Here is a 22,503-nt window from a genome sequence, read left to right on the forward strand (position 1 = left end):
TACGTTCCTTATTTAACAATCAATATGGCGAGTTGAGCTTACTGTTCGATGGCCTCAGGGGCTACTGGCCGGGAGTCGGCCGGGGTCTTGGGATCGTTCTCGGCCTCTTCCATATTCTGCTTATCGGCATCCTCAGCTTTGGCGTTAGCGTCCGTGTTCACCGCGCTTTCCGACGCCCGCGTGGAGACCGGCTCCACCGGCAGACCAAAGGCACGAGCGAAGGTGGGCCAGGAGGAGTTGATGTCATCGAACCAGCCCGGCCAGGAGTGGGTACCGGTATTGCGCAGGTTGAAATCCGCTTTGACACCTTCGCGCTGCAGTTTTGCCTGCAGGTCGTGGGTGCACGCATTCATCGCTGCCTCGATGACGCCGCCTTCCACCACCAGGGTGGAGGAGGACTTCAAGGCTCCGGCCAGGCCTTGCTTTTCAATCCTGGACGAACCCAAATCGTTCATTCCGGCAAACCCCGAGTTAGCGGAGACGTAGACCTGGGAATTACCCATGTTGTTCTTTGTGGCGTTGATGAGTCCATCGTTGTAGCGGTTGTAGTCACCGCCCATCGGTCCCCACATCTGCTCGGTGCTTCCACCGCCACGATTCACGGTCAGCTGCGTGTAGAAGTTCGGCAGTGGAGTCGAGGTGGCCGCACAGCCAGAGAAGGACCCGATAGCGTCATAGAAGTTGGGGTTGTGCTGGGCCAAGACGAGCGATGAGGTAGCAGACATGGACATGCCTGCGATGCCGCGCTTGCCGTTGGCGTTGATGTGCTTCTCCAGCGGTCCCGGTAGCTCCTTGGTGAGGAAGGTCTCCCACTTCTGCGGGCCCTTGAGGTAGCTGCGGTCCGGGCTGGTAACCCAGTCGGTGTAGTAGGAGAATGCGCCTGCCTGCGGGATGACGACGTTGACGTTTCGGTCACCGTAGTAGTCATCGAGTTCTTGGGTGCCCTCCTTGTTGGGATCCAAGTCTTCGCGCGTGGTGGCTATCAGCCAGTCCATGCCCTGCTCGGCACCGCCAGCACCGTTGAGTAGATAAAGGGTGGGGCGGGAAGAATCAAAGGTGCCGTCTGGGGTAATTACTGCAAGAGGGACGGTGCGGTCCATCGCTGGTGCGGTGGCATTGAGGGCCTTGACGCTCTGACGGTAGTCCGGGTATTTCAGGACGTAGCCCATCCACTGCTTGCTGTCCGGGATCTCATTGACGTCAACGTCCTTAAAAGTGACGTTCTTACCAATGGCGTCTTCATATTCTTGGCGGGAGGGCGACGGGTTTCCGGCGGAGTCCTTGGGCAGGTACTTTTCAATCTCCCCGTAGATGTCGAGCTCGGAAATGGTGGACGGTGTGGCATCACCGCGGATTTGTTCCGGGGTGACCTCGGATGCGCCCGCGGTAGGGGATGCTACGGCGCCAAGTGCTAGGGCAGTGGCTGCCGCAAGCGTCGTGAGAGAGCGCGCAATCTTCATAGAATCTCGCTTTCTAAGTGATGAGCGGAAATGTAGGGGCAAGTGTAAAAGATGCTCCGGACACGCCACCCATGAGATGGGCAATAGTGCTGGTAGATGGGAATTTCAGCACCCCAAGATAAGGGTAACGTGTTTAAACATACCAAGATATTAAAGTTAATGGTGGTATTGAAGTGGAAACCGTGTCATAATCTTTCCGTGCGTTAACGTGGGCTATGTAACGCAATGTCCGGCCTATTCGTTAGTCGAACCAGATGCGGAGACCGTTACTGCGGCGGCCGTCCTGCAAGGCAGAAGGTGGCAGTGCCGCATAGTGACATCGCACGAGGCCGTGAAGGCTGCTAGAAGACCAACAGAAAGAAGAAGAATGAACCTCTTTGACACCATCCTCGTTTCCATCAACCAGGTGCTGGGCCAGTTCGCTCACTCCGGCTCCTCTACTTCCTCCAAGATCGCCCTGGATTGGGGTCTTTACTAAACAGCTGCGGGGCGTGCGGCCCCACGTTTCTCTCCCCCTAATCGCCCCCTCGGGTGGTTGGGGGTTATTTTGTGCGTTGTGTGCCCTCTACGCATCAGTGCACTGTGGCTTGCGTATCAGGAATGTTATGGACTGATACGAGAGCACAGCATGGGGGTGGTGGGACAGCGGGCACAAAGTTACGTATCCTATAGGGCGTGACTAATGAACATTTTGACGTTGTAGTACTCGGCGCGGGCCCCGGCGGCTACGTGTCCGCCATCCGCGCTGCCCAGCTGGGCAAGAAGGTTGCCGTTATTGAGAAGCAGTACTGGGGCGGTGTTTGCCTCAACGTGGGCTGCATCCCGTCCAAGGCTCTTCTTAAGAACGCTGAAGTTGCACACACCTTCAACCATGAGGCGAAGGCCTTTGGTATTTCCGGCGATGTTTCCTTCGACTTCGGTGTTGCGCACAAGCGCTCCCGCAAGGTCTCGGAGGGCATCGTCAAGGGCGTGCACTACCTGATGAAGAAGAACAAGATTACGGAGATCAATGGCCTCGGCTCCTTCAAGGACGCCAAGACCATCGAGATTACCGAGGGCGATGACAAGGGTAAGACCGTTACCTTTGACAACTGCATTATCGCCACCGGCTCCGTCGTCCGTTCCCTTCCGGGCGTGGAAATCGGCGGCAACATCGTGTCCTTCGAGGAGCAGATCCTCAGCGATGAGGCCCCGGATTCCATGGTCATCGTTGGCGCAGGCGCCATCGGTATGGAGTTTGCGTACGTTCTGGCCAACTATGGCGTAGACGTGACCATCGTGGAGTTCATGGACCGCGTCCTTCCGAACGAGGACAAGGATGTATCCAAGGCTATCGCCAAGGAATACAAGAAGCTTGGTGTGAAGCTCCTGACTGGTTACAAGACCACCGCCATCACGGATAACGGTGACAATGTCACCGTTGAGGTCGAGTCCAAGGACGGCTCCAAGACCGATACGCTGACCGTGGATCGCTGCATGGTCTCCATCGGCTTCGCCCCGCGCACCGAGGGCTACGGCCTGGAGAACACCGGTGTCGAGCTCACTGAGCGCGGCGCCATCGCTATTGATGACTACATGCGCACCAACGTTGAGGGCATTTACGCCATTGGTGACGTCACCGCGAAGCTGCAGCTCGCTCACGTGGCTGAGGCGCAGGGCGTTGTGGCTGCTGAGGTCATCGCCGGCGCTGAGACCCAGCTGCTGGGTGACTACATGAACATGCCGCGCGCCACCTTCTGCAACCCGCAGGTGGCCTCCTTCGGCTACACCGAGGAGCAGGCTCGTGAGAAGTTCGCTGACCGCGACATCAAGGTTGCTACCTTCCCGTTCTCCGCTAACGGTAAGGCAGCTGGTCTGAATGAGACCGCGGGCTTCGTCAAGCTCATCGCCGACGGCGAGTTTGGTGAGCTCATTGGTGGTCACATGGTGGGCTCGAACGTGTCCGAGCTGCTGCCGGAGCTGACCCTGGCGCAGCGCTTCGATCTCACTGCAGAGGAGATCGGACGCAACGTTCACACTCACCCGACGCTGTCTGAGGCTATGAAGGAAGCAGCCGAGGGCATCGGCGGCCACATGATTAACCTCTAAGAACTAAAACAAGAACACTCCCCCTCATCCCATCGACGTGAATCGGTGGCGGTGAGGGGGAGTGTTGGTTTTAGCGCCGAAGCGCGACTGGCCTTAGCCGAAGAGCTTGGAAGACAGTGCGAACGGTGCGTTGACGATCGTCAGCACGAGCTTCTGGATCTGGCCAAGGAAGTTCTCGCCAAAGCTGGACATAATAATAATCCTTTCTGTTGGTGATTATCGGTCGCTGACCATGATAGAACAACCGAGTCGGGAAAATCCATCAGATTTGGCAATGAAAACCATGGGGTGGGGCTTGTAGGACAATGTATAGCGCCGAGGGTTTGGGTCATAATTCCAGCTCATCGCACTAAGTAGGCCCCTTTCTTGCTTCAGTATCTTTCTTCGGAGGCTTTCGCTCGATGGAGAGTGCTCCCCAGCTTTTAAGATTCATCTGCGTTAACGGCGTAAAGATGGATGATTTAAAACCTGTGCGATTACGCCGTTAACTAGCTTTAGTTAATAGGGTGCCACTGCAGAGCGGTGGGCGTCGACGACAAGCTGTTCGTTAATGGCGGGAAATGCCCGCTGGGAGCAATTCTGGCGCGGGCAGGTGCGGCAGCCGGCGCCAATGGGAGTGGCGGCGGAAAGGGCATTGAGGTCTAGCCCCTGGGCGTACACGGTGCGATTAGCATGGCGTGCCTCGCAGCCCAGACCGATGGAAAAGAGCTTGTTCGTATCCCCAAAACGGCCTTGTGGGTAGCTCACCGTTCGTGAGATCCATAGGTAATTGCGCCCATCTGGCATCTGCGCCAACTGGCGGGAAATGGTGTTGGGGTGTGAGAAGGACTCGTACACATTCCATAGGGGGCAGGTGCCGCCGGAGTTGGAGAAGTGCACGCCGGTGGCGGATTGGCGTTTGGACATGTTGCCGGCGCGGTCAACGCGCACGAAGGTAAAGGGGATGCCGCGCTTGTTGGGGCGCTGCAGCGTGGAGAGGCGGGAGGCAATCGTCTCGTAGCCCACTCCGAAGACATTGCAGAGGTATTCCACGTCGTACCCCGACTGTTCGGCTTCGCTATGGATGAGGCCATACGGGAGGAGCGTGGCCGCAGCGTAATAATTGGCGATACCCCGCTTGGCCAAGTTGATGGAGGCCTCTGAAGTAAACGGTTCTTCCTCCACGAGCTCGTCGAAAAGCGCGCCCGCTTCGAGGAAGCCAAGCTCAGCTGCCATGCGGAAGGCGCGCTGGCCGACGCTCAGCCGGCTGGCAAGGCGAAGGGTCCCGCTGTCCTTGTCGAAGCGGTGCAGCGTGCCATCCATGCGATCGGTGGTGAGGATCTCCACGCCGTGCTGGGTGGTGAGTCTGTCGTCCAGAGCCTGTTCGATGTCGCGGATGTGGAAGGGGACGACGTCGAGCTCCGCGGAGATCGCCTCTGCATGCTGATCTAACTCATCGAGATAATTCTGGCGGGCATAGAAGAAATCCCGAACCTCATCGTGCGGCATGGACAGCGCCTGGTTGCCGTCGGAGCGGCGGGGATCGGTGGCGAGGGAAAGCTTGTCGCGGATATTGCGGTAGCGGCGGTGAATGTCGACGAGCGTGCGCGCAACGGTGGGGTGGTTGTAAACCAGTTCGGACAATTCCTGTAATTCCACGGGGGAGGGGCAGATTTCTTGGTCCTGGACGACATCTTGAATCTCGGCGAGTAGCCGCGAGTCATCGTCACGGGAAAAGAAAGTGGCATCCACACCAAATGCTTCAGTAATCCTAAGCAAGACCGGAACGGTGAGGGGGCGTACGTCATGTTCAATCTGATTAACGTAACTAGCGGAAAGCCCCAGCGTAGCGGCGAGGGAGGCTTGGCTGAGATCACGTTCGCGGCGCAGCTGGCGCAGGCGCGAACCTACGTATGTCTTGCTCATGTGAGCTAGGTTACCTAGTGCCTTTCGGTCATAACAATAGTTTTGCAAGGAATGTGTGAAGCATTTTAACTTCGCTGCGAAGTGGGGGTGTTAGCGGGGCGTGAAGGGGCGGTGAGGGGTGTGTACCAAGCGAAAGTTTGACACCTAAAGGGGTAGGGTCGTCACTCGAGTCACACCCTGTGACAAAAGTCTCAACCGCGAAATGTTTTCGCAAGGTTAATATTGCGTAAAGCGAAGTGATCAAGGTAGACCGGCATAAGTTGGGGGACACTTAAGGCAACCCTTGCCTTAACTCATTTCTGTCAGGGGCCTGTAGGTGGGGGAGGGGGCGTTAAAAGCAAAGGGATAAGTAGTGGTCAGCGCGCAGTCCTGCGTAAGGTAAGGGCGACAATGGAGGTGTCATGTCTGTAAAAAATCCTGACCGTGAAGCCCTTGCTCACGGCCGCATTACTAATGAAACGATTCGTCCTAAGCCAGGAATTCCGTCCTGGGCTTTGAAACTGACGATGGCAATTACCGGTCTGTTCTTCGCGCTGTTCGTTGTAGGACACATGGCCGGCAACTTGAAGCTCTACCTGCCGGCCCACAATGGCGAGGAAGCCATCGATGCCTACGGCGCATTCCTGCGCAGCATGGGTGATCCGCTGATTCCGAGCGGGCACCTTCTGTGGATCATCCGCATCGTCTTGCTGGCGTGCGTGATCGCCCACATTTACGGCGCCTTTGCGCTGACCGCTCGCTCCAAGGCATCCCGCGGTAAGTTCAAGCGCACCAACCTGATGGGCGGCATGGATTCCTTCGCAACGAAGACCATGCTGGTGACCGGCGTCGTGCTGCTCCTGTTCATCGTCTTCCACATCTTGGACCTGACGATGGGTGTTCAGCCGATCGCTCCGGAGGCTTTCGCTCATGGCGAAGTGAAGGCCAACATGATCGCTACCTTCTCCCGCTGGCCGGTGACCATCATTTACATCGTTGCCATGCTCTGCCTCTTCCTGCACCTGACCCACGGCATCCGCCTTGCGGCTTCCGACCTGGGCATTACCGGTGCTAAGTGGCGCGAGGTCTTTGTCATCCTGGCGTACATCGTCCCGGCCGTCGTGTGCCTGGCAAACATCGTTATGCCGTTGTCCGTCGCCCTGGGCTGGGTCAGCTAAAGGAGTTTTGAACCCATGACTAACGCGAATACTGAACTCAAGCGCGAGCACCCGAACTTCTCGCACCCGCAGTCCATCGTCCCGGGTGTCAAGCCGGGCCGCATCCTGGAGTCCCACGAGCCGCACGGCGTCCCGATGAAGGACATGTGGAGCTACCAGAAGGACCACATGGAGCTGGTCTCCCCGCTGAACCGCCGCAAGTTCGAAATCATCGTCGTCGGTACCGGCCTGGCTGCTGGTTCCGCTGCGGCTGCCCTCGGCGAGTTGGGATACAAGGTGAAGGTCTTCACCTACCACGATTCCCCGCGTCGCGCGCACTCCATTGCTGCGCAGGGTGGTGTGAACTCTTCCCGCCACAAGAAGGTGGATAACGACTCCGCCTACCGCCACACCAAGGACACCGTCAAGGGCGGCGACTACCGCTGCCGCGAGTCCGACTGCTGGCGCCTGGCTTATGAGTCCATCCGCGTCATCGACCACATGAACGCCATCGGCGCTCCGTTCGCTCGCGAGTACGGCGGCACCCTGGCTACCCGTTCCTTCGGTGGCGTGCAGGTCTCCCGCACCTACTACACCCGTGGTCAAACAGGCCAGCAGCTGCAGCTGTCCACCACTTCTGCGCTGTACCGCCAGATTGGCCTGGGCAACGTGGAGCTCTTCGCTCACCACGATATGCAGGACGTCATCACCTACAACGACAACGGCACCAAGCGTGCCGGCGGCATTGTGACCCGTAACCTCATCACCGGCGAGCTCAAGGCCTTCACCGGCCACGCAGTCATCCTCGGTACCGGCGGTTACGGCAACGTCTACCACATGTCCACGCTGGCTAAGAACTCCAACGCTGGCGCCATGATGCGTGCGTACGAGGCTGGTGCTTACCTGGCTTCCCCGGCATTCATCCAGTTCCACCCGACCGGCCTGCCGGTCAATTCCGAGTGGCAGTCCAAGACCATCCTCATGTCTGAGTCGCTGCGTAACGACGGCCGCATCTGGTCTCCGATCAAGGAGGGCGATGACCGTCCTGCTAACGAGATTCCGGAAGAGGAGCGCGACTACTTCCTAGAGCGCCGCTACCCGGCCTTCGGTAACCTCGTCCCGCGTGACGTGGCTTCCCGTGCCATTTCCCAGCAGATCAACAAGGGTCTGGGCGTTGGTCCGCTGCACAACTCCGTGTACCTGGACTTCCGCGACGCCATCGAGCGTCTGGGCAAGGACAAGATCCGCGAGCGTTACTCCAACCTCATCGAGATGTACGAAGAGGCCATCGGTGAGTCCGCCTACGAGACCCCGATGCGTATCGCTCCGACCTGCCACTTCACCATGGGTGGCCTGTGGACGGACTTCAACGAGATGACCGCCATCGACGGCCTCTTCGCCGCCGGTGAGTGCTCCTGGACCTACCACGGTGCGAACCGCCTGGGTGCTAACTCCCTGCTGTCCGCTTCCGTTGATGGCTGGTTCACCCTGCCGTTCACTATCCCGAACTACCTGGCTCACCACCTGGGTGAGGCCAAGCTGGCCGAGGATTCCGCCGAGGCTAACGACGCCGTTGCTCGCGCACAGGCTCGCATCGACCGCCTCATGTCCATCCAGGGCGAGGATCCGCACGGCCCGGCGTACTACCACCGCCAGCTGGGTGACATCCTCTACTGGGGCTGTGGTGTGTCCCGTAATGTCGAGGACCTCAAGGTTGCCATCGAGAAGGTCCGCGCACTGCGCAAGGACTTCTGGGCTAACGTCCGCATCACTGGTGACGCTAACGACATGAACCAGGTCCTCGAGTATGGTCTGCGCGTTGCTGACTACATCGACCTGGGTGAGCTCATGTGTATTGACGCCCTTGACCGCGACGAGTCCTGTGGTGCTCACTTCCGCGAGGACCACCTCTCCGAGGACGGCGAGGCCGAGCGCGATGACGAGAACTGGTGCTTCGTTTCCGCATGGGAGCCGGGCGCTGCTGAGGGCGAGTTCATCCGCCACGCTGAGCCGCTGTACTTTGATTCGATCCCGCTGATGACAAGGAACTACAAGTAATGAAACTGACACTTGAGATCTGGCGTCAAGCCGGACCGACGCAAGAAGGCAAGTTCGAAACCGTGCAGGTTGACGACGCCGCCGAGCAGATGTCCATTCTGGAGCTGCTCGACCACGTCAACGACGGCCTCATTGAGGCCGGCACCGAGCCGTTCGCATTCGCTTCCGACTGCCGTGAGGGCATCTGTGGTACCTGTGGCCTCCTGGTCAACGGTCGCCCGCATGGCCCGGGTCAGAACACCCCGGCCTGCCAGCAGCGCCTGTTCCAGTTCAAGGATGGCGACACCATCAAGCTGGAGCCTTTCCGCTCCGCTGCCTACCCGGTCATCAAGGACATGATCGTGGACCGCGCCAAGCTGGACCACGTCATGGAGCAGGGCGGCTACGTGTCCATGGATGCGGGTACCGCTCCGGACGCTGACACCCTGCACGTCAACCACGAGACCTCCGAGTACGCCCTGGATCACGCCGCCTGCATCGGCTGCGGTGCCTGCGTGGCATCCTGCCCGAACGGTGCTGCTCACCTGTTCACCGGCGCCAAGCTGGTTCACCTCTCCCTCATGCCGCTGGGCAAGGAAGAGCGTGGACGCCGCGCACGCAACATGGTGGACGATCTGGAGCAGAACTTCGGCCACTGCTCGCTCTACGGCGAGTGCGCCGACGTCTGCCCGGCTGGTGTGCCGCTGACCGCGGTTTCCGCGGTTACCCGCGAACGTGCACGTGCTGCTTTCCGCGGCAAGGACGACTAAGCTATAGTCATTCACAGGATTAACAGGAACGAGAGAAAGTTTCAGCCATGAGCGACCTCAACCCGGCAGTTGCTGATCACCACAGCGAGACCTACCCGGAGTTCTCCGGTAAGATTCAGGACTCCTACATCGAGGGATATGACCCCGTTTCTTACAGTGCACCGCACTCTTCTTTGCTGCGCACCTCCACCTGGGTGGGCATGGGCTTGGTTCTCTCGATCCTGCCGGCGCTGGGCATCCTGATCTGGGGCTTCGGCACCAAGCTGTACCCGCAGGGCACCGCCGGTGCTGACTACCAGATCAACCTGATTGTGGGCGCCATCGCCAGCGTCGTCGTAGCCATCCTGGCTATCGTCTCCGTCAAGTATGGCCGCCGCTACTACCGCCAGTACCGCAAGGAAACCGGCCGCATCAACTAGGCACCTCCTAGGCCGTTGAACGCCTAAGTTTCTGTACTGACACCACCACAACCCCCACCTCCAAACACACATGGGAGACCATGTGAGGAGGCGGGGGTTGTTGGCGTTTGGGGTGGGTGCTGGGCGGGCGGAGAGGGGGAGCGGGCGCTTGGCGACGCCCCTACGGTGCCATACGCGTGAATGGCGCCGCAGGGAGCGACGCGAACACTAACCTGACTTGGCTCAAATTAGTGCCGAAGGGTTGGGGTGGTGATGGTGTTGACGAGGGTTTGGATTTCCGGGGGTAGTGGTACTGCGGCGTGGATGGTTTCGCCGCCAACGACGAGTTGAAAGCTGCGGTATTTCTTGAGTGTTCTCACGAGGCGTTTGATGGATTGACCACTGCGGGTCTCCATCAGGTGGGCCACGGCTAGGGCTGCGATGACGATGTTGAGGTGGGCTGTGATCGAGTCTTGTTTCCTGGCGTAGATTGGGCGTGCTTTCAGGTCTGATTTCGACATCCGAAATGATTTCTCAATGTTGAATAACCTGCGGTAATGCCCTATAACCTCACTAGCGGGAAGAGTAGTCAGGTCGGTTTCATAGCCTTTAATTCCGGCTAGGGCTCGGTGTTTGGCGGCAAGAGCGTAGTTGACCTTCTTGTTTGAGGCGGAAAGATCGATATAGCGGTTGCGCTTGATTGCGATATCGCCGTCAACAGCGCGTTTGGCTTTCGCTATTTGCTTGCCGATTCCGCGCAGGCTGCGTCTAGCCCGAACATGGGAGTGCTGGAAGTGAGTCCTACAGCGGTGTCACAACCGGATGCAAGTGGGGGCGGCTGAAGAACTACGGCGAGAAACTCGTCGAGAACATCGTCCAAGCAGTCGCTCGTGACCTACTCGTCCACGCCATGACACTCGACGCAGACGGGTACGAATGCGACTACTACCGCAAAGATTAGACGCGCCAGAGAGGCAACTCGCCCCAGCTGTCAGGTGCTCCTGTGCGAGAAAACGGCACGATGGGATTGTGCGGGTAGGTGTGGAACAGCTTCGGTAGCCGGTCGGCTGGAGACAATTCCAGTTGGCGCTGCAAGTATTGGATAAGGGAGAGCTGCCCGAACACGCGATTCATTCCTTCAGCTACCGGAGCCAGCCTGACGTCATTGTTCAGTTTCGGTTTGATGTCGTAAACACGGTTGAACATCCTTGCATGATGAGCTGCGTAATTACGCAGAATATTCAAGGATTTCAGCCATGATTCAAGCTGAGGACCAGTTAGGCCGCAGGGCTCGGCAATCCGTTTGCGCACGATATTGGGCGACATGCCGTACAGGTACGACAGCATCCCCCAATCCATGATTTCGACAGCCGCCCAGATGGGTAGAGTCCCGCCATATTTGGATTTGTGGTGGGCGACGAAGTCCTCCTTCGACGCTTTCAATGCCGACTGGTACTTTCTCAGCCACACCTCGTGCACGCTACGCCCGTCTTTGTTTCGCTGCCGTGCCCGGGCGCTCAAACGCTGGGGATCCAAATAGATCAGCGGGTCAAGGCGACCCAGCTCGTGACCGAGCTTGGTTCGAATAGCCAACTCCACGCGATCAAGCTCGATGAACACGCTGTGGCGCAATTGTTCGTCAAACCCATAGAGGGCTACCACCAGGTCAAACGATGCTCCCTCAACGAATTCATCTCGGGCAGTGCCGTCGTCTTGGGAGAAACGGCGCATCGGGTACCAGTATCCGGACAAGCGGTAGTAGTTCAATTGAGCCAGCAGCGTCTCAGCATGCTTGGGATCATCCACTCGCATCCCACGCTGACGAAGCAATTCGACCTGTTCACCGTAGGTCTTGAACTGCTTCACCTGCTCCACGCACACCCCTGTTTGATACAAAAACGAAGACCGGCCCTGGACTCCCATTGAGGCGGGCAGCGGAACCGGTCATGTTGACTACGAGGTTACCTGGTTGATGACGCCGAGGCAAGAGCACGGGACATGGAGCCATCGGTACGATCCGAACCATCACCTCGGGCGGACAGGTCCTGTTCTGCGGCTGGGACGTGGCGACCGCCCTCGGCTACGCCAACACGAAAGATGCCCTGGCGCGTCATTGCAGGGGGTCGTTAATCACTACCCCCTTGAAACGGCTGGTGGCATCCAGCAGGTCAGGTTTACCAGCGAAGGTGTCCTATTACGACGTGGTGCTGGCGTCGCCGTCGCTGATCACCACCACCGAGATCGCCAAGGACTACGGCCTGTCGGCGAAGAAGCTCAACCAGATTCTGCGCGGGGAGCAGGTGCAGTTTCACCAGCCCGGGCGTTGGTTCCTCTACGCCAAGTTTACTGAGAAGGGTTACACCCAGTCCAAGACGTACGAGTACGACGAGGGCAAGACCTGCACCCACATGTACTGGACGCAGAAAGGCCGCCTGTTCATCTATGACCTGTTGAAGAACATCCGTGGCCTGCTGCCGGTGGTCGAGCGTGAAGGCGAGGACGCCAGATGACCACCACTGCGCTTCTTGATATCGGAATACCGAAGAAGAACGTCGAAGGATACCCTGACCCGACCTGCTACCGGGCCCTGAAAGCGATTCAGCGCGCCGAGATCGACTGGGCTCACCAGATGGACATCCCGAACCACCACCAGATCACCGACCAAGCCGGGCTGGAGCAGGTGGCCAGGTTGGATCACGTCGCCGCAACCTACACCAACGACCGGCGCTCGTCTGCGAGCTTCATTTCCTCGGACTGTGTCGTGATGGACATCGACAACGACCACACCGAGGAATCATCCAACTGGGTGACACTGGAGAAGCTCGCCGAGTTGATAGCGGGTGTGGTGTTCATGACCGCCACTTCCCGTAACCACCAGAAGGCGAAAGGCGTGCTGGCGGCTAGGTTCGGTTTCTTTGATCAGCAGGCGTTGGATGCCGGACGGTTCATCTACGGAACCACAAACGGGCCCTCGGCAGGCTGGCGTTCATAAAGCTAGGAGTCGATCTTAGTGTTGGTGGCAATCGAATGTGTCCGGTACGCCCACTAATGTTGATTAATGGATTCACTATTCCCCATCATTACGCAGACCCAAGGAGAACCAACCCATGACGCACCGCGCAGACGCAGGGCTTGAGCCGGCTCGGGAAACGTCGGCGGCGCAGACGTCGTTTGTGCCGCAGCCAGGAAACCAGGAGGCGCGCCGGGCGGACCTGCGCCGCTGGAAGGCGATTGCGCTGTCCTTCCTGATTGGTGCGGCGGTGATCTTTCTGGGGTGCTCGTGGTGGCAGGCGTCGGCAAGCGGGGCTCCCGTTTGGGTGGGCTACGTGCGCGCGGCAGCGGAGGCAGGAATGGTCGGTGGATTGGCGGACTGGTTCGCTGTGACCGCGCTGTTCCGCCGGCCCATGGGGCTGCCCATCCCGCACACCGCACTCATTCCCAACAACAAGGACCGCGTGGGTGATGCGCTCAAGGACTTCGTGGAGGAGAACTTCCTCACCGCGGATGCGCTCAGCGCCAAGGTGCGGGAGGCAGAGATACCGCTGTGGCTGGCGCGCCAGGGCGTGGAGCCTGGGCGGGCGGAGGAGGTCTCCGCGTGGATTGGTGAGCGCGCAGCCAGCGTGGTCGCAGACCTAGACCCGGCGGAGGCAGAGCAGTTCATCCGCACCCAAGTCATGGACCGTCTGGCAGAGCCGGAGTGGGGCCCGCCGCTGGGGCGCCTGCTGGAGGGCTATATCGCGGAAGGCAAGGCGCGGCCGCTGGAAGATGACCTCATTGAGTGGGCGCACGGCAAGATCCTCGGCATGGAATCCACGGTGGTCACCGCCATTGATGAGCGCATGCCCGGCTGGGCGCCGCGCTTTGCCCGCGAGATGGTGGGGGAGAAGGTCTACGCCGAGCTTGTGGAATTCGCCGATGAGGTCCGCCGCAACGGCAACCACGAAGCCCGCCTGGCCATTCGCCGCAACCTGTCCAAGCTGGCTTCGGACCTGCAGTGGGATGAGGACATGCGCGGGCGCATCGAAGGCATCAAGCAGGAGATGCTGGCCTCCGATCAGGCGCAGAAGGCGCCGGCGGCGATGTGGGCGACGGTCTCCTCCACGCTCATTGAACAGCTCACCGACCCAGAGTCCTTCCTGCGCCAGAAGATCACCGCCAAGGTGAAGGAATTGGCGCACCGCCTGCTGGAGGATTCCGAGTTCCTGGCCCAGGCCAACGAGCTGGTGGACAAGGCCGCGCGCTACGCGGTGGAGAAATTCGCCCCGGAGATCATCGCGATTATTCCGGAGACCATTAAGCGCTGGGATGCCCAGGAGGCTTCCGAGAATATCGAGCTCATGGTGGGCAAGGACCTGCAGTTCATCCGCCTCAACGGCACGGTTGTGGGTGCGCTGGCGGGGTTGGTTATCTACACTGTTAATCATCTGCTTTTTGGCGTCTAACAAGGAGTGACGACCATGTCCGTATTTGACTCAATCAAGAATGCCGGTTCCTCTGCTTTTGATGTGGCCAAGGATTTTGGTGGCCGTTTCAAGGAGGAGCGCCAGAACCAAGCCCAGAGCGCGCAGGCGGATCGCATTGCCCGCGCCGCCGATGAGGCGGGCATGGGTGATGGCACCGCGAAGGAAGAGTCCTTCTTTGACCGCGTGACCTCCACGGCCAAGAACATTGGGGAGTCTGTGTCCTCCGCAGCGCGCGAGACCCGCAACTCGGAGTCTTTTGAAAAGGCCCGTGAGGATTTCACCACGGCCTTCAACGAGACCCGTGAGGGTGTTCAGGGCGCTATCAACAACGCCAAGGAGCAGCGCGCGGAGGGCAAGCATGCCCAGCAGCCGCAAGAGCCGCAGAGCCCGCGCAACCCCTACGCACAGAAGCCGAATGACGATGTCATTGACGGCGAAGTAGTTGACGAGAACTAGTTAGTCTTTCTTGATGCACACTTTTCTTAACATTATTGCGTCGATACCGCACTACATTTTCATCGCGGTATCTCTCTTCGCCCTCTTTGGTGCCGTCCTAGCGGCGATGACGCGGGAGGATGCCTTCCGCGCCGGTGACCGCCAGAACAAGTGGGTATGGGTCGGCCTGCTCTTCGGCTCCGCCCTGTTGATGAACCTGCCGCTGCCTTTTGTCAGCTGGATTGGTGCCATCATCACCGGCGTGTATTGGTTTGACGTGCGCCCGCAGCTCAAGGCCATCATCAACGGCGATTATTCCTACTAATGCTGAATCTGCTTGAGGCCTCCGTGGAGGAGGTGCGAACCCAGTCGGCGGGGCAACAGCGAGTGCTGGTCTCCCCGCACCACGTGCTTGCCGCTGAGGGCGCCGAGCACGTTATTGCTGTTGCCGGTTATCCCACCGGCCGCCACCACTCCTTGGTGAAGGCGGCGGAGGCGCGGCTGGCCGTGCAATCAGGTGCCGCCGAGGTGTGGGTTGCGGTGGATGCGCTGCTCGGGGATGCCACCTCGCTCCTCTCCGAGCTCGTCACTCTCCGCGAGGCCTGCCCGCTGCCCGTGCGCTTGGGGCTCATTCTTCCTGAGCGTCCGGCTCTGCCGTTGCCGGAGTATGCGCGTGCTGCCGAGCAAGCGGGCTATCAGTGCCTCATTGAAACGGGCTCCGTCGTTTCAGACGACGAAGCCCTGGATACGCAGCTCTCCATAGAGAGCCTTTAATTCTTAATTAGCCGGTGCCTGCTGTGCTGGCGCGGTGGCGGAATCGAGTTCGCTCATTGGAACGTCGTGGCCAATGAGGGTGAGCGTCAGTTCCCCAGCCCCAACATCCACGGATTCAAAGGTCAGCTGCTGGCCCGCGAGCTGTTCCTCCATGCCTTCGGCCAAGGCATTCGAGATCGCGGAGGTCGCCTGCTCGGGCAGGTCGAAGCCGAAGAGCGATGCTTCCTTCGCATCGATGGCGAGCTTGCCGTCGCGAGCCTCCGGCTTGAGCGAGAGCGTGGCTAGGCCACCGGCAAATTCCACCTCGAGGTCGTCCTCGGCATCGTTGGCGGTAATCGCGGTGACCACCAGGTTGCCCAAGGCGTCATAGCCGGACTGCTCAGCAATGGCCTTTTGGAAGCTGGCGAGCAGGAACTGATCCGGCACCGTCGTCGAAGCCCGCAGCGTGCCCGCAACCGGCTCCTTGGACAGCGTCATGTCTTCGACGTGCACATCAGCGGCCGGTTGGCCGGTGATGGTGGTGCCCTCAATCTTCAGCGTGGACGGGGTCTTCATATCCATCTGCGGAATCTTGCCGTTGAGCAAACCAAAGACCATAGGGCTGGCACCAAAGCTCACCTCCGGTTCCTCGGAGGTCTCCACGCCCTGCTCCTTGGCGGACTGGGTAAATTGGCTCTTCATCTGAGAACCCAAGAACCAGCGCAGGCCGAGCTCAGCAAGCAAGATGATGAGCAGGAGCGTCACCAGTACGCCGATGAAAATTTTCCAGGCCGTCGAGGCGGGAGATTTAGAAGAAGCCATGACTACTAGTGTGGCGCACTGGATTAAAGTTGGCCAACTACCAGGTCCCAATCCACTGTGAGAACGTTGTCCCGCAGGCGGCGGTTCACCGGGTGGATGGGGACTGTCTGCCGGAGTTCTTCGCGCGCCATGCGCCAGCGCACCCGCGGGCCATATGGAGACCAGCCGGCGGCGCGGTCCCAGGCGGCGTCGGCCGCTTGCAAGAGCTCGTGGATCGGTTCACCCGGCACGTTGCGGTGGATGAGGATTTTGGGAAGGCGCTCCGCAATATCGCTGGGGCGCTCCACGTCGAAGGGATCCCAGGCGAGGGTCAGCGTGCGCGGGCCGGAGGCGTCGAGAAGCACCCAGGCCGATCTGCGTCCCAGCTCGTCGCAGGTTCCCTCCACGAAGTAGCCGCCGGGAGCCAAGCGTGAAGTCACCGTGTTCCAGGCTTTCTCCACCTGGTCGACGTCGTACTGGCGCAGCACATTGAAGGCGCGCACCAGCTGCGGGCGGTAGCCGGCAAGCTCGAAGCCGCCGAGCTCGAAGCTGACACCATCGCGCGGCGGCAGGACGCGCTCGGGGGAAATCTCTAGGCCCGTTACCCGGGTATGCGGGTTAACGCTGCGCAGCCAGCCGGCCCACTCCACGGTGGTGGTGTGGGAAGCGCCGTAGCCGACGTCGAGAGCCAGCGGCTTACTCGTGGAGCGCAACAGCGAGGAGATCTCCGGGTGCGCCACCATCCACCGATCGCAGCGGCGCAGGCGGTTGGGGTTGGTGGTGCCGCGGGTAACAACGCCAAAAGGCCGACCAGCGCTTTCCTGAGCCTTCAGGTTATGCGCGTGATCGGCCATGGCAACAACTGTGGTGTAGGGAGTTGTTTAGAGGTTGTTGGAGATCCACTCTTCGGTGAGCTTGCCCTCGTTGGTGTAGAGCTCCTGCAGAGCTTCAGCGACCTTCGGCTCGATGGCAGCGCCCATCATCGGGATGTTGACGGAAACCTCGGTGACGTAATCCAGAACGGTGGTCTCATCCTGGGCCTTGTAGGTGATGTCACCCTTGAAGTCGACCGGGGTGCCCTTGACGTCAGCGGTGAAGGAGACGGAAATCTGCTCGTCGACCAACTCGCCGATGGTCACGGTGCGCTTTTCCTTCAGATCCTGGGAGACCATGGCGCGAACGGCCTCCGGAAGGAGGGAGGTCGGAAGAATTTCGTAGAGCACAGCGGTGTTGCCGGTGAACTCGTGCACGGTACCCGGTTCCGGGGACAGCTTGGCCACGATGAAGTCCCAGTACTCCTGAGTGGTCAGTGCCTTGTGCACCTTATCGATGGGCTGGTTGATGATAACGGTGTTTTCGCTACGGGTTGACATGAGTTACAGACTACCTTGGTAGACGTGCTAGATAAATTCCTGACCCTCGCTGACATTGACGGAGTCACGCTGGATTCCGAGACCACCTTCGCCGATCTCACGACGCTGCGCATCGGTGGTGCACCGCTGGTGACGGTGCGCTGCGGCAGCGCTGAGTCGGCGGTTGCGGCCTTGGCCGCGCTTGACGACGCCTCCCAGGACTACCTCGTCGTCGGCGGTGGCTCCAACCTCGTGGTGGCGGAAGGTCAGCTGGATGTCGTGGTCGTGGTGCTCGACTTCGAGGATATCGATGTCACCGTGGCCAACGGCCTCGTGCGCGCTGATGCGGGCGCGGTGTGGGATGACGTCGTGGCCCTGACCGTGGAGTGCGGCCTGGGCGGCATTGAGTGCCTGTCCGGCATCCCGGGCAATGCGGGTGCCGTACCGGTACAGAACGTCGGCGCCTATGGCGCGGAGACCTCCGACGTCCTCACGCAGGTCTACCTCTATGAGCGCGCTACGCGGACCGCGAGCTGGGTACCGGCGGAAGAATTAGAGCTGGCGTATCGCTACTCCAACCTGAAGTTCACTGGACGCGGCGTGGTGCTGGCTATTGAGCTGCAGCTGACCACCGATGGACTGTCCACACCCCTGCGCTTTGGCCAGCTCACCCAGAACCCCGGTGAGCGCCGCCCGGTCGCGGACGTCCGTGAGGAAGTGCTGAAGCTGCGTCGCGGCAAGGGCATGGTGCTCGACCCAGAAGACCACGACACCTGGTCAGCCGGTTCCTTCTTCACCAACCCCATCGTGGAACCGAAGGTTGCCGATTCCATCCAGGAAGCAGTCCGCGCCGCCCGCGGCGACGAGGATGCTGACCGCATGCCGCGCCATGCGGTGCCGGCAAGCGGCACCGCATCTAGAGAAGGAAAGGAAAAGCTCTCCGCCGCCTGGCTCATCGAGCGAGCCGGCTTTGCCAAGGGCTACCCGGGTGAAGAGTCAGGAGCGCGGGCAACGCTGTCCACTAAGCACACCCTGGCGCTGACCAACCGCGGTGAGGCCACCGCAGACGACATCGTTGCGCTGGCCCGCGAGATTCGCGCCGGGGTTCAGAAGGCCTTCGGTGTGACGCTGGAGCCGGAGCCCATCTGGCTGGGTGTGAGCATTTAAGGAGGACTGGGGTGGCTAGGCCATGACGTTGAGCCACTCATCCTTGGCCGCGAGGAAATTGCGCGCAGCCTCCTGCGCGCCCTCGAGTGAGTGGTGGGCGCCCCAGCCGCACTGCACCTCGTTGGCGGCGGGAACCTCGGTGGCATTGAGAATGTCGTTGAGCGCGCCCTCGACGGCGAGGAGCAGCTCATCCTGCTCCATGCCGTTAGTGATGGCATAGAAGCCGGTGCGGCAGCCCATCGGGGCAAAGCCAACGAGCTTGTCGGTGTAGTTGCGCATGAAATTAGCCATCATGTGCTCGACCGAGTGGATCGCCTCAGTGCCGAGGTGCGCTTTATTGGGCTGGCAGAAGCGCAGGTCATACTTGATAATCTCGCCCCCACCGCCCAAGTCGGTGCGGTCGGCGACGCGGATATAGGGGGCGTCGACAAGCCGGTGGTCGAGCTCGAAGGACTTTACGTTGATCTTGTTCTCGGTGTTCTTCTCAGTCATGCTTTCCCAGTGTAACCACGGCTTAGCCTGTGGCCCGAGTGTCCTTCCCCTGAATGCGGGCTGTGCCGCATACGCTGGTCAGATATGAGCGAAGAGGAGATTGGTGGCAACGCTATTCCGGCCGAAGAGCCAGAGACCATCGTGCCGTTTAAGAGCTCGACCATCCTTGAGGTCCAGGGCCACGATGAGGAACGCGACCCTTTCTCCAGGGACAACCGGCTCCGCAAGGAGAGCTGGGGGCTGATCATCCGCCGCACGTGGAATGACTTTTTCCACGATGCCTTCATGGACCGTGCCGCCGGGATGACCTACTTCACGCTCATGGCTTTTGCGCCCACGGTACTGGCCGCCTACTCCATTGCCACGCTCATCTTCTCCTCCCGCCAAGCGGAAGTGGAGCAGCTGACCTCAGAGCTCATCGAACAGTACGTCCCTGGCTCGCTTTCTGAGCAAGCCCATACGGTCGTCGGCACGATCATCGGCTCTAGCGCGCAGGGCACGTTGGCACTGATCATTTCCCTGGCCATTTCGCTGTTTTCAGCGTCGGCGTATGTGCGGGCCTTCTCGCGCACTGCCAATACCGTGTACGGCCGGGTGGAGGGCCGGGGCATCATCCGCACGTGGGCGCTGATGTGGGGGCTGACAGCGGTCATCGTGGTCGGCGCGGTCATCGTGCTCTTTGCCAACTTACTGCGTGATGCAGTTCTTAATGAGGGGCTGATTCCGCTTGCGCGCAACGTAGGACTAGAAGACGCCGCCACGTACTTGGTGCGAATCTTCCTCCCGGTGTGGAACTGGCTGCGCTTTCCCGTCACCGTGGTTGTGGTGCTCACGCTCATCGCGGTGCTCTATCACTTCGGCCCCAACGTGCGGCCCGGGCGCTTTAGGTGGATTACCTATGGCTCCGTGGTGGCGCTCGTGGGCACAGTAGTGTCCTGGGGGCTGGTAGGCCTTTACCTGAAGTACTTCGCTGCGGCCAGCGCCTATGGTGCGCTGAGCACCGTCATGGCGGTATTCATGGCCATGTGGTTGATGAACACCGTGCTCATCGTCGGCATCAAAATTGATGCTGAGGTGTTGCGCGCCAAGGAACTGCAACTGGGGCTACACTCGGAGCGTTTTATCCAAGCCCCGCCGCGCTCTGATAGCTCCTCCCAAGCCCAGGCCCGCGCCCAAGAAAGCTTGGAACAGAGAGCGCGTGAGATTTCAGATAACGCGCGGCAGGCACAGGACGAGACGGCAGGGATGTAGCTCTACTTCAAAGCGAGGTGGAAGGGAATCTCGGTGCCCGGCACGACGATGCCGAACGTGCCGTCTTCCGCGCCGTTCTCAGGCACGCTGACGGCCACTCGGCCGGTACGTTTCTCTTGCGGTTGGAAGGGAGTGTCTACGTCGATAAACCCATTGACATCCCACATGAGAGGCTGCCCATTCGACTCCTCGCCCGGGCCGAAGTACAGGAACGCCATTTCCGAGCCGGCGTCGGTCTCGTTGCCCACGTACGTCAAGGTCAAATCAAAGACCAGGTATTTCTTCCCGTCGTCTGGCTGCTTGTAGGAAGGGTCCGCGGCCATGACTTCGTCCGTGCCATCAAAGTTGAGGTTGCTGACATCCACGTGCCATTCCGGTCCTTTCAGCGTCGTGTTGAGCGGTAGCGGGTTAGAACGAGAACCGGGCGTGCCTTCTTCAATGACTTGGTTTCCGTTCTCATCAGGAACGCTTTCGTAGTATTCCGTTGCTGTTGGGGTGGGGGGAGCCCGTGCTGTCCAGCGTCTCCTCCTCATCCCAGGGGCGCACCGTCGTGCCCACGACAGAACTTGATATTCCGGGTGTTTGCGTAGTGTCCGGAAGCGACCCGATGAATTTTGCGGCCATGAAGAAGAAAAAGACGACCGAGGCGATCAAGCTGCCCACCACAGTGATGATCAGGGCGACTGCTCCCCACGCAGTTGACTGGTTGCTGAGGAAAAGTGAGACGGCGCCGGTAATAAGAGCTACGAGGAGAATGATCCAGCCTGCGACGTAGATGCCGGGGATGCAGGCGATGATTGTTCCCAGTACGGCGAGCGCCGTGGCGATGATTCCAACGACGGACTTTTTCTTCGGCGGCTCTGGCTGGAGATGGGCAGCCCCGTAACCGCCACCAGGGCTGCCATAAGGAGGTCCCTGTGGAGGGAAGGGCTGGTTGGCATAGGGGTTTTGCTGTGGGCTGCCGTGCTGTCGTGGCCCCTGCTGACTGGGGCCCGGAGGCGGGGTGTGCGGCGGATACGGAGGTTGGGTCATGAGTAGCTTCTTTCAAGGGAGCGTCCGATGAGCTCCGATAATAATCGCCGCATGGCTACTGGACCTGGGAAAGCGGCTAGCCGGGGAGCGCTCCTAACTGCCCAAACGCTGTCACTGCGCAGATTCTTCCGAAACCTGGCGGTGGCCAGCGGCCTTTTCTTGCCCGCGCTTATTAATCAGTGCTGAGACTAGGAATCCAAACCCCATAACCGTCGTGGCCCTGGTTGACCACTCGTAATCAGCGATGAGCCAACCGGCAAGGGAAATGACGCTGAGTGAGCCGACAGCTGTCATGAGGAACTTCTCGATATCCATGCTTCACCCCTGGTTCCTGGAAGTCTCGCAATTAAGTAAACGGTGCCTTATGCGAAAAACTATCACGAGGCGAAGGGTGCAGACAGAAAAGAAGCCGAGGAGGCCCGCTTCTGAGCGGAGGTCCTCGGCTTGTTCTAAGGGCTTGCTGTTAGGGGGCTAGCGCCTTAGGCGGAGGGGTAGGTGTCGTCATCGGTGAGGCGCACGGTGTCGTCGAGAAGCATGGCAATCTCGGCGGCCTTGGCGTCCTGTGCCGGAAGGCGGCGGCCTTCGATGACCTCGAAGAGCGGGGCGCGGCCCAGCATGCCGGCCTCGAAGTGGGCGCGGCCAGCACGCAGGCGCTGCTCGGCGCGCTCACGCCACTGGGCGGCGGCATCCGCCCCGCGTTGCTGGGACACAGCCTGCTCGAACACACCTGGGTGAGCGTAGACGATGAGCGCGCTGACATGGCCGAAGCCAAGCGAGGTCAGTGCCGCGGCCTTCACGCTGTGGCCTGCCGCAGCGAGGTCCAGCGGGGAGCGCAGCCACACCAGGTTCGGCGCCTTCGGAGCGATGAGCGGGTCGACGCAGTCCAGGGACACGTTCGCCGGGATGCGGTGCGTGCGGAAGACGTCGATGATGCCGCCGGTCTGGAAGAGCGCGGCACCCGCC

The 22,503-nt window shown here is 60.2% G+C and carries 25 protein-coding genes; 13 read left to right on the forward strand and 12 right to left on the reverse strand.

Annotated features, from left to right (window positions below):
- Positions 1-38 precede the first annotated feature (38 nt).
- A complete protein-coding gene (locus tag HMPREF2635_RS11070) occupies positions 39-1,460 on the reverse strand; it encodes an alpha/beta hydrolase (protein WP_070511291.1) in 1,422 nt (473 codons plus the stop codon).
- A gap of 675 nt (positions 1,461-2,135) precedes the next feature.
- Here HMPREF2635_RS11070 and lpdA point away from each other — a divergent pair.
- Positions 2,136-3,548, forward strand: a complete 1,413-nt coding sequence (gene lpdA / locus HMPREF2635_RS11075) for a dihydrolipoyl dehydrogenase (RefSeq protein ID WP_070511293.1) — start codon at positions 2,136-2,138, stop codon at positions 3,546-3,548.
- Between the two features lie 498 nt (positions 3,549-4,046).
- On the opposite strand, the gene ramB is transcribed toward lpdA, so the two are convergent.
- Positions 4,047-5,453: an acetate metabolism transcriptional regulator RamB gene (ramB, locus tag HMPREF2635_RS11080; protein WP_070821767.1), complete on the reverse strand. Its 1,407-nt coding sequence runs from the start codon at positions 5,451-5,453 to the stop codon at positions 4,047-4,049.
- Positions 5,454-5,854: 401 nt separating this feature from the next.
- Between ramB and HMPREF2635_RS11085 the strand changes: the two genes are divergently transcribed.
- The 4 genes from HMPREF2635_RS11085 to HMPREF2635_RS11100 are packed head-to-tail and all read left to right on the forward strand — an operon-like array spanning position 5,855 to position 9,815.
- Positions 5,855-6,610, forward strand: a complete 756-nt coding sequence (locus HMPREF2635_RS11085) for a succinate dehydrogenase cytochrome b subunit (RefSeq protein ID WP_046647845.1) — start codon at positions 5,855-5,857, stop codon at positions 6,608-6,610.
- A gap of 15 nt (positions 6,611-6,625) precedes the next feature.
- Positions 6,626-8,647 carry a fumarate reductase/succinate dehydrogenase flavoprotein subunit gene (locus tag HMPREF2635_RS11090; protein ID WP_046647844.1) on the forward strand — a complete coding sequence of 674 codons (2,022 nt, stop codon included), beginning with the start codon at positions 6,626-6,628 and terminating at the stop codon, positions 8,645-8,647.
- Complete coding sequence (locus HMPREF2635_RS11095) at positions 8,647-9,396, forward strand: succinate dehydrogenase/fumarate reductase iron-sulfur subunit (RefSeq protein WP_046647843.1); 750 nt, start codon at positions 8,647-8,649, stop codon at positions 9,394-9,396. Before HMPREF2635_RS11090 ends, HMPREF2635_RS11095 begins: the two co-directional genes overlap by 1 nt.
- A gap of 47 nt (positions 9,397-9,443) precedes the next feature.
- Positions 9,444-9,815, forward strand: coding sequence for a membrane protein (locus HMPREF2635_RS11100; protein ID WP_049157597.1), 372 nt, complete (start codon positions 9,444-9,446; stop codon positions 9,813-9,815).
- A gap of 227 nt (positions 9,816-10,042) precedes the next feature.
- On the opposite strand, the gene HMPREF2635_RS13340 is transcribed toward HMPREF2635_RS11100, so the two are convergent.
- Both HMPREF2635_RS13340 and HMPREF2635_RS11110 read right to left on the reverse strand, forming a co-directional pair.
- Positions 10,043-10,555 (reverse strand): IS1634 family transposase, encoded by a 513-nt coding sequence (locus HMPREF2635_RS13340; protein ID WP_371326323.1) that lies wholly within the window; start codon positions 10,553-10,555, stop codon positions 10,043-10,045.
- Between the two features lie 196 nt (positions 10,556-10,751).
- The gene (locus HMPREF2635_RS11110; protein WP_070682406.1) at positions 10,752-11,669 is read right to left on the reverse strand and encodes an Abi family protein; all 918 of its coding nucleotides are present in this window, start codon (positions 11,667-11,669) and stop codon (positions 10,752-10,754) included.
- 311 nt (positions 11,670-11,980) lie between these two features.
- On the opposite strand from HMPREF2635_RS11110, the gene HMPREF2635_RS13735 reads away from it, so the two are divergent.
- The 6 genes from HMPREF2635_RS13735 to HMPREF2635_RS11140 all read left to right on the forward strand — a co-directional run bounded on the left by HMPREF2635_RS13735 (position 11,981) and on the right by HMPREF2635_RS11140 (position 15,466).
- Positions 11,981-12,304 (forward strand): phage antirepressor KilAC domain-containing protein, encoded by a 324-nt coding sequence (locus tag HMPREF2635_RS13735; protein ID WP_232761147.1) that lies wholly within the window; start codon positions 11,981-11,983, stop codon positions 12,302-12,304.
- Positions 12,301-12,786 (forward strand): hypothetical protein, encoded by a 486-nt coding sequence (locus HMPREF2635_RS11120; RefSeq protein WP_049154434.1) that lies wholly within the window; start codon positions 12,301-12,303, stop codon positions 12,784-12,786. Before HMPREF2635_RS13735 ends, HMPREF2635_RS11120 begins: the two co-directional genes overlap by 4 nt.
- Positions 12,787-12,901: 115 nt before the next feature.
- A complete protein-coding gene (locus HMPREF2635_RS11125; RefSeq protein ID WP_049154436.1) occupies positions 12,902-14,236 on the forward strand; it encodes a DUF445 domain-containing protein in 1,335 nt (444 codons plus the stop codon).
- Positions 14,237-14,251: 15 nt separating this feature from the next.
- On the forward strand, positions 14,252-14,713 hold the full coding sequence (locus HMPREF2635_RS11130) for a CGLAU_01105 family protein (RefSeq protein WP_049154438.1): 462 nt from the start codon (positions 14,252-14,254) through the stop codon (positions 14,711-14,713).
- A 13-nt stretch (positions 14,714-14,726) separates the two neighbouring features.
- Positions 14,727-15,017 (forward strand): DUF2516 family protein, encoded by a 291-nt coding sequence (locus HMPREF2635_RS11135; protein WP_049154440.1) that lies wholly within the window; start codon positions 14,727-14,729, stop codon positions 15,015-15,017.
- Entirely contained in the window at positions 15,017-15,466 is a 450-nt protein-coding gene (locus HMPREF2635_RS11140) for a deoxyribose-phosphate aldolase (RefSeq protein WP_049154441.1), read from the forward strand. Before HMPREF2635_RS11135 ends, HMPREF2635_RS11140 begins: the two co-directional genes overlap by 1 nt.
- A gap of 3 nt (positions 15,467-15,469) precedes the next feature.
- Here HMPREF2635_RS11140 and HMPREF2635_RS11145 read toward each other — a convergent pair whose 3' ends face one another.
- From HMPREF2635_RS11145 to HMPREF2635_RS11155, 3 genes are read right to left on the reverse strand one after another with little or no spacing between them, the layout of a single operon-like run.
- A complete protein-coding gene (locus HMPREF2635_RS11145) occupies positions 15,470-16,267 on the reverse strand; it encodes an LmeA family phospholipid-binding protein (RefSeq protein ID WP_046647834.1) in 798 nt (265 codons plus the stop codon).
- A 23-nt stretch (positions 16,268-16,290) separates the two neighbouring features.
- The gene (locus tag HMPREF2635_RS11150) at positions 16,291-17,100 is read right to left on the reverse strand and encodes a class I SAM-dependent methyltransferase (RefSeq protein ID WP_046647833.1); all 810 of its coding nucleotides are present in this window, start codon (positions 17,098-17,100) and stop codon (positions 16,291-16,293) included.
- A gap of 27 nt (positions 17,101-17,127) precedes the next feature.
- The gene (locus HMPREF2635_RS11155) at positions 17,128-17,619 is read right to left on the reverse strand and encodes a DUF2505 domain-containing protein (protein ID WP_046647832.1); all 492 of its coding nucleotides are present in this window, start codon (positions 17,617-17,619) and stop codon (positions 17,128-17,130) included.
- Positions 17,620-17,643: 24 nt separating this feature from the next.
- Here HMPREF2635_RS11155 and HMPREF2635_RS11160 point away from each other — a divergent pair, with 24 nt between their 5' ends.
- Entirely contained in the window at positions 17,644-18,765 is a 1,122-nt protein-coding gene (locus HMPREF2635_RS11160; protein ID WP_070821768.1) for a UDP-N-acetylmuramate dehydrogenase, read from the forward strand.
- A 15-nt stretch (positions 18,766-18,780) separates the two neighbouring features.
- Here the strand turns inward: HMPREF2635_RS11160 and HMPREF2635_RS11165 are convergent, their stop codons facing one another.
- Positions 18,781-19,257 carry an S-ribosylhomocysteine lyase gene (locus HMPREF2635_RS11165; protein WP_070821769.1) on the reverse strand — a complete coding sequence of 159 codons (477 nt, stop codon included), beginning with the start codon at positions 19,255-19,257 and terminating at the stop codon, positions 18,781-18,783.
- 84 nt (positions 19,258-19,341) lie between these two features.
- Here HMPREF2635_RS11165 and HMPREF2635_RS11170 point away from each other — a divergent pair, with 84 nt between their 5' ends.
- On the forward strand, positions 19,342-20,508 hold the full coding sequence (locus HMPREF2635_RS11170; RefSeq protein WP_070821770.1) for a YihY/virulence factor BrkB family protein: 1,167 nt from the start codon (positions 19,342-19,344) through the stop codon (positions 20,506-20,508).
- Positions 20,509-20,510: 2 nt separating this feature from the next.
- On the opposite strand, the gene HMPREF2635_RS11175 is transcribed toward HMPREF2635_RS11170, so the two are convergent.
- The 4 genes from HMPREF2635_RS11175 to HMPREF2635_RS11190 all read right to left on the reverse strand — a co-directional run.
- The gene (locus HMPREF2635_RS11175) at positions 20,511-20,873 is read right to left on the reverse strand and encodes a hypothetical protein (RefSeq protein WP_070821771.1); all 363 of its coding nucleotides are present in this window, start codon (positions 20,871-20,873) and stop codon (positions 20,511-20,513) included.
- A 94-nt stretch (positions 20,874-20,967) separates the two neighbouring features.
- Positions 20,968-21,540 carry a hypothetical protein gene (locus HMPREF2635_RS11180; RefSeq protein ID WP_070821772.1) on the reverse strand — a complete coding sequence of 191 codons (573 nt, stop codon included), beginning with the start codon at positions 21,538-21,540 and terminating at the stop codon, positions 20,968-20,970.
- Positions 21,541-21,651: 111 nt separating this feature from the next.
- Entirely contained in the window at positions 21,652-21,855 is a 204-nt protein-coding gene (locus HMPREF2635_RS11185; RefSeq protein WP_070821773.1) for a hypothetical protein, read from the reverse strand.
- Between the two features lie 164 nt (positions 21,856-22,019).
- Positions 22,020-22,503, reverse strand: a 484-nt coding sequence (locus tag HMPREF2635_RS11190) for a hypothetical protein (protein WP_141761712.1), incomplete at its 5' end; no start/stop codon positions are given.

It is taken from the genome of Corynebacterium sp. HMSC035E02, assembly GCF_001836065.1.
In the GTDB taxonomy this organism is placed as follows: Bacteria; Actinomycetota; Actinomycetes; order Mycobacteriales; family Mycobacteriaceae; genus Corynebacterium; species Corynebacterium hiratae.

Coding starts and splice junctions, on each gene's coding strand:
- HMPREF2635_RS11070 (WP_070511291.1), bottom strand. CDS start 1,460: ATGAAGATTGCGCGCTCTCTCACGACGCTTGCGGCAGCCACTGCCCTA.
- ramB (WP_070821767.1), bottom strand. CDS start 5,453: ATGAGCAAGACATACGTAGGTTCGCGCCTGCGCCAGCTGCGCCGCGAA.
- HMPREF2635_RS11085 (WP_046647845.1), top strand. CDS start 5,855: ATGTCTGTAAAAAATCCTGACCGTGAAGCCCTTGCTCACGGCCGCATT.
- HMPREF2635_RS11090 (WP_046647844.1), top strand. CDS start 6,626: ATGACTAACGCGAATACTGAACTCAAGCGCGAGCACCCGAACTTCTCG.
- HMPREF2635_RS11095 (WP_046647843.1), top strand. CDS start 8,647: ATGAAACTGACACTTGAGATCTGGCGTCAAGCCGGACCGACGCAAGAA.
- HMPREF2635_RS11100 (WP_049157597.1), top strand. CDS start 9,444: ATGAGCGACCTCAACCCGGCAGTTGCTGATCACCACAGCGAGACCTAC.
- HMPREF2635_RS11120 (WP_049154434.1), top strand. CDS start 12,301: ATGACCACCACTGCGCTTCTTGATATCGGAATACCGAAGAAGAACGTC.
- HMPREF2635_RS11125 (WP_049154436.1), top strand. CDS start 12,902: ATGACGCACCGCGCAGACGCAGGGCTTGAGCCGGCTCGGGAAACGTCG.
- HMPREF2635_RS11130 (WP_049154438.1), top strand. CDS start 14,252: ATGTCCGTATTTGACTCAATCAAGAATGCCGGTTCCTCTGCTTTTGAT.
- HMPREF2635_RS11135 (WP_049154440.1), top strand. CDS start 14,727: ATGCACACTTTTCTTAACATTATTGCGTCGATACCGCACTACATTTTC.
- HMPREF2635_RS11140 (WP_049154441.1), top strand. CDS start 15,017: ATGCTGAATCTGCTTGAGGCCTCCGTGGAGGAGGTGCGAACCCAGTCG.
- HMPREF2635_RS11145 (WP_046647834.1), bottom strand. CDS start 16,267: ATGGCTTCTTCTAAATCTCCCGCCTCGACGGCCTGGAAAATTTTCATC.
- HMPREF2635_RS11150 (WP_046647833.1), bottom strand. CDS start 17,100: ATGGCCGATCACGCGCATAACCTGAAGGCTCAGGAAAGCGCTGGTCGG.
- HMPREF2635_RS11155 (WP_046647832.1), bottom strand. CDS start 17,619: ATGTCAACCCGTAGCGAAAACACCGTTATCATCAACCAGCCCATCGAT.
- HMPREF2635_RS11165 (WP_070821769.1), bottom strand. CDS start 19,257: ATGACTGAGAAGAACACCGAGAACAAGATCAACGTAAAGTCCTTCGAG.
- HMPREF2635_RS11170 (WP_070821770.1), top strand. CDS start 19,342: ATGAGCGAAGAGGAGATTGGTGGCAACGCTATTCCGGCCGAAGAGCCA.
- HMPREF2635_RS11180 (WP_070821772.1), bottom strand. CDS start 21,540: ATGACCCAACCTCCGTATCCGCCGCACACCCCGCCTCCGGGCCCCAGT.
- HMPREF2635_RS11185 (WP_070821773.1), bottom strand. CDS start 21,855: ATGGATATCGAGAAGTTCCTCATGACAGCTGTCGGCTCACTCAGCGTC.